The organism is Actinocrinis sp. (assembly GCF_035650855.1).
Taxonomy (GTDB): domain Bacteria; phylum Actinomycetota; class Actinomycetes; order Streptomycetales; family Catenulisporaceae; genus Actinocrinis.
In genome coordinates this window covers 1-12,171 of record NZ_DASRGV010000016.1, presented here as the reverse complement: position 1 = coordinate 12,171, position 12,171 = coordinate 1, and the positions used below count along the sequence as shown (strand labels likewise).

Genomic DNA, 12,171 nt, shown 5'->3' with positions numbered 1-12,171 from the left:
CGGGACAGCAGCGGCGAGATCACCGAGAAATACGGGTTCTCCGTCGTCGCGGCGATCAGCGTCACCCAGCGGTTCTCGACCGCTGGCAGCAAGGAGTCCTGCTGCGCCTTGGAGAAGCGGTGGATCTCGTCGAGGAACAGGAGCGTCTCGCGGCCGGACATGCCCAGATCGCGGCGCGCGCCCTCGATGACCGCACGTACTTCCTTGACCCCGGCGGTGATCGCGGACAGTTCACGGAAATGCCGGTCGGTGCTGCGGGCGACCACGTGCGCGAGCGTCGTCTTCCCGGTGCCGGGCGGGCCCCAGAGGATCACCGAGGCGGGCACGGCGCGCGAGCCGGGCGTGGCCTCCACAAGGCGGCGCAGCGGTGAACCGGGGCGGCGCAGCTTGGCCTGGCCGACGACCTCGTCGAGGGTGCGCGGCCGCATCCGCGCGGCCAGCGGCGCACCGGCCTCGGCCCGTTCCCGGCCGACGGCGTCGAAAAGGGTCTCCGGCTCCATACACCTGAGCGTAATGCGGCGCGGTGACTGACAGACCGGCGACCGTGCCAGAATCGTGGATCATGACGGGGATATCCACGGTTCAGCGCCTTACCGCCGAGGAGTTGCACACCACCGCTCCGGACGACGTGATGGTGATCAGTGAGACGCGTGGCGGCGCGATCGCGGCTTGGGCATTGGACGGCGGGCTCGCGTTCGCAGCGAAGGACGACTACAGCGGCGCCGCCTGCTGGCTCAGCGTGGTCGGCGACCCGCAGGTCGCGCCGGTGCTCGTGGACGCCGCGCTGGCGGAGCTCGGCGGGCAGATCGCCGGGCTGACCGTGCCGCGCGGCGTCGATTTGGCGCGGTGGAACGCGGACTCCGCGCCCGGCCAGGAGGCGGACAGCGACTGGGATCTGATGGCGACCTGGGCTCCGCCTGCGGCTCAACCGGCGGAGTCGCTCGTCGCCGTGCTGGACGATCGGCCTGAGATCCAGGGCTTCCTCGACCGGGTCAACCCGCACCATTCGGTGCGCGCGGACTATGAACTGGTCGAGCAGTGGGCAGGCGTGCGCGACGAGACGTCCGGGGCGTTGCTCGGCGTCGGCGCGTTGACCCGCCGCATTTCCGGTGTCGCTTACCTGGCCTCGATCGCGACCGATCCGGTCGCGCGTGGCCGAGGATTCGGCGGTGCGATCACGGCCGCGCTGACGCGTCAGGCTTTCGAGGACGGCGAGCGGCTGTGCACGCTGGCGCACTACCACCCGAACGATTCGGCGCGGCGCCTGTACGTGCGACTGGGTTATGAGACAACGCACCGCTTCTCGTCCGGACGGCTGCGGGAACGCGCCGAGCTGAGCCGGTAACGCACGTCACACCAGCGGGTTTCGCGCCGATAACGCTGATCGACTCCGCTCAGCCGCGCGGACCGGCACAATGACGCGCATGGGAACGAGAGGCTGGAAGATCGATCCGACCGGCCCGCTGCGCGGCGATGTGACGGTGCGCGGATCGAAGAACGCGGTGACGAAGCACATGGTGGCCGCGATGCTGGGCGGCGGACCGAGCTCGATCGGCAATGCGCCACGGGTGGGCGACGTCGAGATCACCGCGCAGATGCTGCGGGCCGTCGGCTGCTCCGTTGAACGCGACGGCGACACGCTGCGCGTCGAGCCGACCGCGAGCCCGCAGTCCGCGGTGCCGCAGACCTTCACCGGTCGCAACCGCATTCCGGTGCTGATGCTGGGCCCGCTGCTCAACCTGACCGGCGAGGCCTTCGTGCCGATGGTCGGCGGCGACCAGATCGGCCCGCGCCCGCTCGACTTCCACATCCAGGCGCTCACCGCGATGGGCGCACAGATCACGGTCGACGAATCAGGTCTGCACGCGGTAGCCCGGCGGCTGCGCGGTACCCGCATCTCGCTGCCTTATCCGAGCGTCGGCGCGACCGAATCCGTGATCTTGTCGGCGGTCCTCGCCGAGGGCCGCACCGTGATCACGAACGCGGCGGTCGAGCCGGAGATCCTGGAACTGGCGCTGTTCCTGCAGCGCATGGGCGCGGGCATCCAGCTGCAGCCGGACCGCAGGATCGTGATTGAGGGCGTCGAGCGGCTGCACGGTGCGGCGACTCGCCTGGCCGGCGACCGACTCGAGGCGTTCAGCTATCTGGTGGCCGGGCTGCTGACGGGCGGTCAGGTTCGGGTACACGGCTGCGCTCAGGACCGCCTCGTCACCGCGATCGAGACGCTGCGCAAGATGGGCGCGCAGTTCGAGATCGACGAGGCGTACATCACCGCGTCGGCGCCGGGCGGGCTGCGTTCCGCGGCGGTGAGCACGGATACGCACCCCGGATTCATGACGGACTGGCAGCAGCCGCTGCTGGTGCTGATGAGCCAGGCGCGAGGGCTGTCGGTGCTGCATGAGACGGTGTTCGAGAACCGGTTCGTGTACGTGGACGCGCTCAAGCAGCTCGGCTGCGAGATCGAGCTGTTCCCGATGTGCCTGGGCGGCAACGGCTGCCGGTTCCACGACACCAACTACCTGCACTCGGCGGTTGTGCACGGCCCATCGAAGCTGGTGGGCGCGGAGGTGCACGTGCCGGACGTGCGTACCGGGTACTCGTCGGTGATCGCGGCCTCGATCGCGGAGGGTTCGTCGGTGCTGCTGGATGTCGACTCGCTGGAGCGCGGTTACGACGAGCCGCTGGAACGCCTCCAGTCGATCGGGATGGCGATCACGCCGATCGAGGCCTAGCTGTTGGCGCGGCGCGGCTGGGACGGCGGGGCGGCAGACGGCTGCACAGCGCGGCTTAGGCAGCGCCGCGGCTCGGCGCGAGACCGCTGGACCGCGTCCCTGAGACGGCCGCGCAGTGCGACCTAGGCGGCGACATGCCGGGCGCGCCCTGATACGGAAACGGCGCCCACCTCGAAGAGCGGGCCTGTTATTGCGGCGGCAGAAGCCGGACGGCGAGCCGCTCCAGGTCCGCCGCCGGGTCCGCGGTGAGCCCGAGGTGCACCGGTCCCGGCTGCACCACCGTCGAGCGGGGCGCGGTCAGCCAGCGGAAACGCTGCCCGGCCGTGGTCTCGCCGGCCTGGCCGGCCTGCTTGCCGCCGCGACAGACGCAGGCGTAGGCGGCGACGGCGGCTTCAATCCCTGAGACGTCGGCCGCCGGATCCAGCGCGAGCAGGAGCGCGGGATCGAGGTGCGTGCGGGCGTCCAGGAAGTCGCGTGCCTGGCAGTACACGATGACGCCCACGTTCACGCTGTCGCCGCGTTCCACCCGCGGCACGGCCTTCAGCACGCAGTACTCGAAGGCGTTGCGTACCAGCGCCGCCTCGGGCGAGGTGGCTTGCGGTGCCTTGGCCTGCATCACTTCGGCACCTCCGGAAGCCACGAGCGCGGTTGCTGCATCCGCGCGTCGAACCAGGTCAGGAACGCGGCCCGGACGTCGTCCGGCCTCGCGAAGCCCGGCTCGTCCGCCAGCCACTCGTCCGGCACCAAGGCGAGGGCCGCGCCGACTGCCTCCGGCGTAACCAGCGGAGCAAGTTCGGCGTCGGCCGCGGCCAGGTCCGGGTGAAACGGCATCAGTACGTGGTCGGCGAGCTTGGTGGCGCGGCGCGCCGAAGCCGCGGCCGCGGGCCAGTTGTGCTGGAAGATCAGCGCGGCGCCGTGGTCGATCAGGTAGAGCCTGCCGTGCCAGCGCAGCAGATTCGGGTTGCGCCAGGAGCGGTCGACGTTGCCGATCAGGGCGTCGAACCAGAGGACGCGTCCGGCCGGCTCCGGCTCGACCGGGAAGGCCAGCGGGTCGAAGCCCAGTGAGCCGGGCAGGTAGTCAAGGCCCAGGTTGCGCCCGACGCTGGCCAGCAGCAGCTCCTGGATCTCCTGGTCCGGCTCCCCCTTCGCGATGGCCTCATCGAGCTGCACGGTGACCAGTTCCGGCACCGGCAGGCCGAGGGCGCGGCCGAGCTCACCGGCGACGATCTCCGCGATCAGGGCCTTGCGTCCCTGTCCGGCGCCGCGGAACTTGACCACGTACATGCCGAGATCGTCGGCCTCGACGATGGCCGGCAGCGACCCGCCCTCCCGCAGCGGGGTCACGTACCGGGTAGCCGTCACTTCGCGCAACACGCGATCAAGGCTACCGTCGGCGGGCCCGGGTCTGGCCATCACATGCTCTTTCGGCCCGGCCGACCGCCCCGCGGCAACGGCCCTCGGATACCGTGTGGTGGTGACCGGGGAACAGACGATTGACGAAGGCACGGACTTCGAACAGCACCGCCGGTATCTCTCCGCCGTCGCGTATCGGCTGCTCGGATCGCTGGCGGACGCCGAGGACGCGGTCCAGGACGCCTGGCTGCGCTGGCAGGGCACGGACCGGTCCGCGGTGCGGGAGCCGCGCGCGTTCCTGACCACGGTCGTCACCCGGATCTGCTACGACCAGCTCGGATCGGCGCGGGCGCGGCGCGAGGCGTACTTCGGCGAGTGGCTGCCCGAGCCGTCGATCTCGGCCGTGGACCGCCAGCCGGGCCCGGAGGACGCGGCCTCGCTCGGCGAGTCCGTCTCCTACGCGATGCTCGCCGTCATGGAGCAGCTAAGCCCGGCCGAGCGTGTGGCGTTCGTGCTGCACGACGTGTTCGCGGTCGGGTTCGGCGAGATCGCCGAGGCGCTGGGCCGCACGCCGGAATCGGTGCGGCAGCTGGCCTCGCGGGCGCGGCGCCGAGTGCGCGAGGGGACCAGCGGCGCGAGCATGACTTGGGCGGAGCCGGAGGCCTGGGCGGAGGACGAGCAGGTCGCGGAGGCGGACACCGCGGCCGGCTCGGGCCCGCTGGACCGCCCGTGGCGCCGGCTCGACCGGCCCGAGCACCGGAAGGTCGTCGCGGCCTTCGCGGCGGCCTCGCTCACCGGCGACATCTCCGGGTTGATGGCCGTGCTGGACCCGGACGTCGTCTGGCACTCGGACGGCGGCGGCATCGTGCGCGCGGGCGCACAGCCGGTGCTTACCGCCGACCGGGTGGCGCGGCTGGTCAGCGGCATCACCCGGTGGCTCGATCCGGAGTCCGGGCTGGAGATGCGCGAGGCGGAGGTCAACGGCGCGCCCGGCCTGGTGCTCGTCGACAAGACCGGGGCGGCGATGGGCGTCATGGCCTTCGAGATCGCGGACGGCCGGATCGTCGAGGCGTACGCCGTGGTCAACCCGGAGAAGCTGCGTCGGGTGGCCGACGGCGCGGTCAGCACGTACCTACCGCGGCGTGAGATGCCCGGCCGGCACGAACCGGCCGGTGCTTGAGCAGCGGGTCGCCGGGCCCGGCGCGTGCCCCAGCGCGAGGTGCCGGGGCGACACGAACCGGCCAGCACTTGACCAGCCGGCTCGTCGGCGCCTGACCGGCCCGGTCGTCGGGCCCGGCGCCGTCAGCCGCCGCTCACCGCGGCGATGATGTCGATCACCGCCCCGTCGGGCACCGGGGTCTCGGCGCCCGACAGGGTTCGGATGTCCGCGCCGTCCACGTACACGTTGACGTGGCGGCGGATCACCGCGTTCTCGTCGCGGATCCGCCGCTCGAGGGCGGGCAGATCCGCGGCGAGCCGGTCGAGGACGCCGGCCACGGTCGAGCTGGGGCGGTCGGCCAGCCGGTCGGGCGCTGCGGCCTCCGCGTCGACCTCCACCTTGACCTCGCGGCGGCCGCCCGCGTAGCCGGCCAGCGCCCCGGGCAGTTGCAGGGTGACAGTCATGAACTCAGCCCTTCACCGCTCACTGCTTCGCTTCGCTTCGCGTCACGCCAGCGCCGTCGCACGCACGGACAGGACGTCCGGCAGGTTGGCCGCGACTCGCTCCCAGCCTCCGGCGCCGCCCGCGTACAGCTCGCCGGAGCGGGTTCCCAGGTACAGGCCGAGCGGCTCGGCGGCGTCGCAGCTGAAGGCGTCGCGCAGCACCAGGGAGTAGAAGTCGCTCTCCGGGAGACCGGCGCCGACCTCGGCCCAGGTCTCGCCGGCGTCGGTGGTGCCGTAGACCCGGCAGCGGAATTCCGGGGTGAACCGCGAGTAGTCGGAGACCAGCGGGAAGACGTACGCGTGCCCGCCGCGGTTCGGATCGGCCACGATCGCGAAGCCGAACTCCCCGGGCAGCCCCTCGGCGATCGAGACCCACTTGCCGCCCCAGTCGTCGCTGCGGTAGACGCCGTTGTGGTTCTGGAGGTAGAGCCGCTCCGGGTCCTCGGCGTCCTGGGCGACCTTGTGGACGCACTGGCCGAACTCAGGGTAGCGCTGCTCCTCGGGCAGGAAAGTCGCCTTGACCCCGGCGTTCGCCGCCGCCCAGCTCTTCCCTCCGTCGTAGGTCCGGTAGACGCCGCCTGAAGACAGCGCGATCAGTACCCGCTGCGGATCGACCGGGTGCGGGATGACGGTGTGGATGGCCTGGCCGCCGAAGCCGGCTCCCCACTGCGGCCGGTGCGGGTGCTCCCACAGCGGGCGGACCAGTTCGAAGTTGACGCCGCCGTCCTCGGAGCGAAACAGCGCGGCGGGCTCGGTGCCCGCGTATACGACGTCGGGCTCGTTGGCGGGTCCCGGCTGGATCTGCCAGACCCGGCCGAGGGCTACGTCGAGGTCCTTGGGGAAGGCGACCGGGGCGTGGTCCGGTTCGCTCCAACTGCGGCCGAGATCGTCCGAGTGCAGGATGGTCGGGCCCCAGTGCTCGCTGGTCGCCGAGGCGAACAGGCGCGGGGTGGGGCGGCGGGTGTCGATCCCGACCGCGTAGACGGCCGTCATCGGCAGGGCGAGCGGTTCGGTCTCCCAGGAACCGCCTCGCCGGCGCGCGAGCAGCAGGCCCTTTCGGGTGCCGGCGAGCAGCAAGGTATCGGTCATATCGCCCACCGTAGCCGCGGCCTCCGACAATCGCGCGGGGAAGCGAAAACGAAGCGTGGCAGCTTCCTGCCGCGCGCGTGGGTTGATGCCGCTCCGGTGCCCAGTCGGCGCCGAGTCGGCCCCGTTTGTCTGGGCCGGAACCGGCTGCCGGCCCCGCGCGACGCACCAGGCGGCCGCCCGATCATCCGCGGACCGTAATGAATGAACCCCTGGATCGGCGCGGACCGTGGGAGAGGATGGAAGCGTACCGGCGGCATGCCGGCGGAGTGCTGTGAAGGCGAGCGAGGCGCGCAGGGACATGGACGACGCGGTGGTGGTGGGCGACCGCACGGAGGAGCCGGAGCCGATGGGGCTCCGCGGGATCGCGGTCGGCGCGCTCAGCGGCCTGCTGGCCGGCGGGGCCGCGCTGGCGGTCGGCGAGCTGGTCGCCGTGTTCGCGGGAGCAGCCAGCGCGCCGGCCGTGGCGGTCGGCGAGTGGGCGATCGACTTGGCCCCGACCGCGGTCAAGGAGTTCGCGATCCGCGAATTCGGCACGCACGACAAGACCGCGCTGCTCACCGGCGTGTACGTGATCCTCGCGCTGGTGTCCGCGGCGGCGGGTGTGCTCGCGCGCAGGCATCTGACCTTCGCGAGCTTCATCGCGGCCGGATTCGGCGTGGTCGGGATCATCGCGGCGGCGACCCGGCCGAACGCGAACGCCGGCTCGCTCTTTCCCTCGCTGTTCGCGGGCGGCGCGGCGGTGGCGGTGCTGCGCTGGCTGAACCGGCTGGCTGCCGAAAACGACGCGGAGTATGCCGGGCCGACCGAGCGGCGCCGGTTCCTCGGTGCGCTGCTCGGTACCGCAGCCGGTGCGGCTGTGGGCGGCTTCGGCGCGAAGAGCTGGATCGACTCGCGGTACAACGCGGCGCCTGCGCGTGCGGCGGTGAAGATCCCGGCTCCGGTGCAGCCGCTGGCCGCGGTGCCGACGGCGGCGCACCCGAACGTCTCGGGTCTCGGCCCCTTCTTCACCCCGAACACAGACTTCTACCGCGTCGATACGGCCTTGTCCGTACCGCAGCTCGACCCTTCGAAGTGGATGCTGCGTATCCACGGCATGGTGGCCAGGCCGTTGGAGATCTCCTTCGAGCAACTGCTGAAGATGCCGCTGGAAGAGCACGACCTCACGCTGACTTGTGTCTCGAACCCGGTCGGCGGCGGTTACTGCGGTAACGCGCGCTGGGTCGGTGCGCCGCTCGCGCCGCTGCTGCGGCAGGCGGGCGTGAAGTCAGGAGCTGATCAGATCCTGTCCACGTCGAGCGACGGGATGACGATCGGCACGCCGGTTAACGCAGTGCTTGACGGCCGTGAGTCGATGCTCGCGGTGGCGATGAACGGCGTGGCGCTCCCGATTGAGCACGGTTTCCCGTGCCGGATGCTCGTGCCCGGCCTGTATGGGTACGTCTCGGCGACCAAGTGGGTCGTCGATCTGGAGCTGACCACATTCGCGTCCAATGCCGGATATTGGGTGGCTCGCGGTTGGGCGCAGCAGGCGCCGGTGAAGACCGCATCGCGCATCGACGTGCCGGCTTCAGGCGCCTCTGTATCGGCCGGGACGGTCACGCTCGCCGGGGTCGCTTGGGCGACGCACCGCGGTGTCGCGGCGGTAGAAGTGCAGATCGACGGTCAGCCGTGGGCAGAGGCGACGCTCGCGGCGTCGGACACTCCTGACACGTGGCGTCAGTGGTCGTACACGTGGCAGAACGCGCCGCGCGGCAAGCACACGGTCGCGGTCCGTGCGACGGATGGGACTGGCACCGTGCAGACGTCCACAGTCCAGGACGTCGTGCCCGATGGTGCAACTGGCTACCATCAGATCACAGTCAACGTCGTCTGATCGGCGGGCGCACAGGTAGATCGCGGGACCGCCCGGCCGGTCGACGTTGCACGCCTGACAGAATCCAAAGGTGACCACAAGATCCGGGCCGGCCCTTCCCAAGCTGATCGCGACCGACCTCGACGGCACGCTGCTGCGCTCCGACCGCAGCGTGTCGGAACGGACCAAGGCGGCGCTCAAGGCCTGCTCGGCGGCCGGAATCGAGGTGGCGCTGGTCACCGCGCGGCCGCACCGCACAGTCGTGCAGCTGGCTCGGCAGCTCGGCAGCGTGACCACGGCGATCTGCGCGAACGGCGCGGCGGTGCTCGATGTGGCGACCGGAGTGGCGGATCTCGTTCATGCGTTCCAGGTCGAGCAGGCACTTGAAATCGTGGCCGACCTGCGGCCGGTGCTGGCGCCGCTGACCGGATTCGCGCTGGAGACCGGCGGCCAGGTGTTCTGCGAGCCTGCGTTCCGGCCTGGCCTGATTTCCGGGGACAGCGCCATCCTCACCGAGGATCTGGCCCTGGCGAGGCCCGTCGGCGGGCGGTACATCAAGGTGCTCGCGCGCGACGAGACCGCGAACGCGGACGACATGGTCGCCGCCGCGCGCGCCGTACTGGGAGACCGCGCCGAGGCCTCGCAGTCTGGCGGCCGCGGCCTGGTGGAGATCGCTCCGCGCGGCGCGACCAAGGCGGGCACGCTCGCCTGGCTGTGTGTGCGCCTCGGCATCGGCGCACAGGACGTCGTCGCGTTCGGTGACATGCCGAACGATCTGCCGATGCTGACTTGGGCCGGTACCGCATACGCGGTCGCCAACGCGCACGCCGACGTGTTGGCAGTCGTTGACCGAGTTACCGCATCGAACGATGAGGACGGCGTCGCGATCGCGCTTGAGGCCCTGCTCGGCCTGGTTTGACAGAGCCGGCATGACAGAAAACGTATAACGATCGCGTAAACCCGTTGCTGAGAAGCGGCCGAGGCAGCAAGATTCGGCCGTGACCATGGGCCAGGAGGGGACCGGCGCGCTGACAGGCACGCCGACGCTGGTGGCGTTCGGGTGTCCGAACTGCGGCTGGACCGGCGAATTCGACACCAGATTCGTGCAGTGGTGTGAGGGCTGCGGCTTCAACGCCGACACGGCGCCTGAGAAGCCGCCGAAACCACGGGTCGCACGGCGCCGGGAACGGGCGCGGGCTCGCGCCGAGCAGCTGTGTGAGGAACTGACTACCGCAGAGGACCTGCGGCCGACGTCTGCGACCGGCGTCGCGGTGACCATCGCCGCGACCCTTGTGCATCTGGCCACCGTGGCGTTGGTGGTCGGCTCGATCCTCGCGATCAAGACGTGGTCAGGGAAGTACTGGTGGGGCTGGCCGCTCGGGATCTTCGGCCTCTTGCTGGCGCTCGCCGTGCGGCCGCAGGTGTGGGGAGTGCTGCGCAAGCCCCGCGGTCTGGACGAGTCATGCCTGACGCGTGATAGAGCGCCGGCGCTGTTCGGGCTCCTCGATCGCTGCGCCGCGCAGCTGAAGGCACCGGCCCCCGACTATGTTCTCGTAGACGCCCGTTTCAACGCCTCGACGCGGGACATCGGGTTGCGACGCAAGAAGCTGCTCACCCTCGGCGTACCGCTGTGGTCGATTCTCACGGGGCCACAACGCGTCGCGTTGTTAGGCCATGAGATGGGCCACCAGGTCAACCGGGACGTAACGCACGGGCTTTGGGCCATGATGGCTCGCCGTTCGTTGGTCGAGTGGGTCAAGATGTTCAATCCACGCGAGTCCGGCTTCGAGCGTTTCACGCGCAGGCGGCGAGAGCGCAGCGACTTCATCCAAGCGCTCGCGAGCTTGCTGACGCCGCTGTTCATCTTCCTGGTGTGCGGCCCGATCTTCCTCGTGGCGCTCGGGTGCTACTTCTGGCTCACCCGCCTTGATCTGCGCTGCGGACAGCGCGCCGAGCACCTGGCCGACGAGCTCGGCGCGCGACTGGGCTCGTCGGCGGCGGCGACCTCCCTTGCGGAGCGGCTGGCACTCGCGGAGTCCGTCGACTACTTCCTGCGCCGATTGAAGTCCGAGCGCTTCAAAGAGGATCCGTGGCCGCGGCTGCGCGATTACATCGATTCGATCCCGGATCACGAATTGCGGCGCCGGCTGCTGCTCGACGAGCAGCGCGGTACTCGGATCGATGCGACGCATCCGGCCAACTACCTACGCCGCAGACTGCTCGCGGCCAGGCCGCAGCTACCAGCCGCGGTCGAGGTAGACGACGCGGAGTGGACGGCGATCGACGCCGAGCTGCGGCAGTACTACGCGATGGCCGCGCACAGTCTGATTGGTACCCCGCTGAATGCTGCGAAGCGCGCGGCCGCAAAGCGCGTGGCTGCCTAGTGCGCGCGCCTCGGCGGCCGCCGCGCGCCTGCTGGCCGCCTCGTGCCTGCTACTTGCCGAGTCCGAGTTCGTAGTAGATCAGGTCGCGGTCCCGGCTCACGACGCTGAAGCCGGACTTCATCAGCACCCGCTGCGAGGCGATGTTGTCGTGATCGGTGTCGGCGGCGATGCTGCGCACGTCAGGATGCGCGCGGCAGAACTCGATGAGCTCGTGTACCGCTTCGGTCGCGTATCCGAGGCCCCAGCTGTGCGGTACGAGGCCATAGCCGATGGTGACCTGATGCCGCATGTCCGGCGGACCGTGGAAGCCGATGGTGCCAATGGCGGTGTTGTCTGCGCGGCAGTCGATGCGGTAACAGGTGAACGGCCCGACGTCGAGCGCCGCCGAGCCCTGGTCAGGGCATGAGCAGGACGGCGCGCTGCCGTTGATGAGCCGGAAGCCGTAGCCCGCGGCCACGGCGAATTCCGATCCGAGGTAACCCGAGCTGTGCCGGTGCACCAAAGCGTGCGCCTCTGCGCGGGCCTTGGCCGCCTTCACAGCCATTCGCGCAGCGTCACGGTCGCCTTCGCCGGGGAAGCCGTCCGCCCATACGTCCCCGGGACCGGCGATCCCGCCGACGATGCGTGCCGCCTCCGGAACCGTCAACCGGTGGAGGACGAGACGCCGCGTGATCAGATCAGTCATCACGGGCATTCAAACCGCTGGATCTGGGTGGCGCAATCAGTTTGCCCAAGTCTGGCGGATCAGTGCCGAAGCTGATCCTTGCGTACTTTGCCCATTGCGTTTCGCGGCAGCGCGTTGACGAAGCTCACGGAGCGCGGCCGCTTGTGCACAGACAGGCTGCTCGCGACGAAGTCGATCAACTCTGTCTCCGTTACGCCGTCCGCGACGACGAACGCGATGATGCGCTGGCCGAGATCCTCATCCGGCGCACCGATGACGGCGGCCTCACGCACAGCTGGATGCGCGAGGAGCGCGTTCTCCACCTCTCCCGCGCCAATGCGGTAACCGCCGGACTTGATCAGGTCGGTGGATGCGCGCCCGACGATGCGATGCGTGCCGTCCGGTTCGATCACCGCCACGTCCCCGGTCCGGAAC

The 12,171-nt window shown here is 70.4% G+C and carries 13 protein-coding genes; 6 read left to right on the top strand and 7 right to left on the bottom strand.

Going from position 1 to position 12,171, the window contains the following annotated elements:
* Positions 1–500, bottom strand: a 500-nt coding sequence (locus VFB40_RS01215) for an AAA family ATPase (RefSeq protein WP_324847364.1), incomplete at its 3' end; no start/stop codon positions are given.
* 62 nt (positions 501–562) lie between these two features.
* Here VFB40_RS01215 and VFB40_RS01210 point away from each other — a divergent pair.
* Positions 563–1,345 (top strand): GNAT family N-acetyltransferase, encoded by a 783-nt coding sequence (locus tag VFB40_RS01210; protein WP_324847363.1) that lies wholly within the window; start codon positions 563–565, stop codon positions 1,343–1,345.
* Positions 1,346–1,424: 79 nt separating this feature from the next.
* The gene (gene murA, locus VFB40_RS01205; RefSeq protein ID WP_324847362.1) at positions 1,425–2,732 is read left to right on the top strand and encodes a UDP-N-acetylglucosamine 1-carboxyvinyltransferase; all 1,308 of its coding nucleotides are present in this window, start codon (positions 1,425–1,427) and stop codon (positions 2,730–2,732) included.
* Between the two features lie 187 nt (positions 2,733–2,919).
* On the opposite strand, the gene VFB40_RS01200 is transcribed toward murA, so the two are convergent.
* Positions 2,920–3,348 carry a DUF3037 domain-containing protein gene (locus VFB40_RS01200; protein ID WP_324847360.1) on the bottom strand — a complete coding sequence of 143 codons (429 nt, stop codon included), beginning with the start codon at positions 3,346–3,348 and terminating at the stop codon, positions 2,920–2,922.
* Positions 3,348–4,145, bottom strand: coding sequence for a HipA family kinase (locus tag VFB40_RS01195; RefSeq protein ID WP_349261292.1), 798 nt, complete (start codon positions 4,143–4,145; stop codon positions 3,348–3,350). Before VFB40_RS01195 ends, VFB40_RS01200 begins: the two co-directional genes overlap by 1 nt.
* A gap of 61 nt (positions 4,146–4,206) precedes the next feature.
* Between VFB40_RS01195 and VFB40_RS01190 the strand changes: the two genes are divergently transcribed.
* Positions 4,207–5,265: a sigma-70 family RNA polymerase sigma factor gene (locus tag VFB40_RS01190; protein ID WP_324847358.1), complete on the top strand. Its 1,059-nt coding sequence runs from the start codon at positions 4,207–4,209 to the stop codon at positions 5,263–5,265.
* A gap of 122 nt (positions 5,266–5,387) precedes the next feature.
* Here VFB40_RS01190 and VFB40_RS01185 read toward each other — a convergent pair whose 3' ends face one another.
* Together VFB40_RS01185 and VFB40_RS01180 are read right to left on the bottom strand one after the other, a co-directional pair.
* Positions 5,388–5,708 (bottom strand): MoaD/ThiS family protein, encoded by a 321-nt coding sequence (locus VFB40_RS01185; RefSeq protein ID WP_324847357.1) that lies wholly within the window; start codon positions 5,706–5,708, stop codon positions 5,388–5,390.
* Positions 5,709–5,750: 42 nt separating this feature from the next.
* Entirely contained in the window at positions 5,751–6,836 is a 1,086-nt protein-coding gene (locus tag VFB40_RS01180) for a WD40/YVTN/BNR-like repeat-containing protein (RefSeq protein ID WP_324847356.1), read from the bottom strand.
* Between the two features lie 271 nt (positions 6,837–7,107).
* Here VFB40_RS01180 and VFB40_RS01175 point away from each other — a divergent pair, with 271 nt between their 5' ends.
* The 3 genes from VFB40_RS01175 to VFB40_RS01165 all read left to right on the top strand — a co-directional run bounded on the left by VFB40_RS01175 (position 7,108) and on the right by VFB40_RS01165 (position 11,072).
* Positions 7,108–8,709: a molybdopterin-dependent oxidoreductase gene (locus VFB40_RS01175; RefSeq protein WP_324847355.1), complete on the top strand. Its 1,602-nt coding sequence runs from the start codon at positions 7,108–7,110 to the stop codon at positions 8,707–8,709.
* 70 nt (positions 8,710–8,779) lie between these two features.
* Positions 8,780–9,607 carry a Cof-type HAD-IIB family hydrolase gene (locus VFB40_RS01170; protein WP_324847354.1) on the top strand — a complete coding sequence of 276 codons (828 nt, stop codon included), beginning with the start codon at positions 8,780–8,782 and terminating at the stop codon, positions 9,605–9,607.
* A 352-nt stretch (positions 9,608–9,959) separates the two neighbouring features.
* Positions 9,960–11,072 carry a M48 family metallopeptidase gene (locus VFB40_RS01165; protein ID WP_324847353.1) on the top strand — a complete coding sequence of 371 codons (1,113 nt, stop codon included), beginning with the start codon at positions 9,960–9,962 and terminating at the stop codon, positions 11,070–11,072.
* A 49-nt stretch (positions 11,073–11,121) separates the two neighbouring features.
* On the opposite strand, the gene VFB40_RS01160 is transcribed toward VFB40_RS01165, so the two are convergent.
* Together VFB40_RS01160 and VFB40_RS01155 are read right to left on the bottom strand one after the other, a co-directional pair.
* A complete protein-coding gene (locus VFB40_RS01160; protein WP_324847352.1) occupies positions 11,122–11,757 on the bottom strand; it encodes a GNAT family N-acetyltransferase in 636 nt (211 codons plus the stop codon).
* A 59-nt stretch (positions 11,758–11,816) separates the two neighbouring features.
* A partial coding sequence (locus VFB40_RS01155; protein ID WP_414641997.1) for an AMP-binding enzyme occupies positions 11,817–12,171 on the bottom strand: 355 nt, incomplete at its 5' end.

Bases quoted from the DNA above. Each gene is read 5' to 3' on its own strand.
- VFB40_RS01210 (WP_324847363.1), top strand. From the start codon at position 563: ATGACGGGGATATCCACGGTTCAGCGCCTTACCGCCGAGGAGTTGCAC.
- VFB40_RS01185 (WP_324847357.1), bottom strand. From the start codon at position 5,708: ATGACTGTCACCCTGCAACTGCCCGGGGCGCTGGCCGGCTACGCGGGC.
- VFB40_RS01195 (WP_349261292.1), bottom strand. From the start codon at position 4,145: ATGGCCAGACCCGGGCCCGCCGACGGTAGCCTTGATCGCGTGTTGCGC.
- VFB40_RS01160 (WP_324847352.1), bottom strand. From the start codon at position 11,757: ATGACTGATCTGATCACGCGGCGTCTCGTCCTCCACCGGTTGACGGTT.
- murA (WP_324847362.1), top strand. From the start codon at position 1,425: ATGGGAACGAGAGGCTGGAAGATCGATCCGACCGGCCCGCTGCGCGGC.
- VFB40_RS01180 (WP_324847356.1), bottom strand. From the start codon at position 6,836: ATGACCGATACCTTGCTGCTCGCCGGCACCCGAAAGGGCCTGCTGCTC.
- VFB40_RS01200 (WP_324847360.1), bottom strand. From the start codon at position 3,348: ATGCAGGCCAAGGCACCGCAAGCCACCTCGCCCGAGGCGGCGCTGGTA.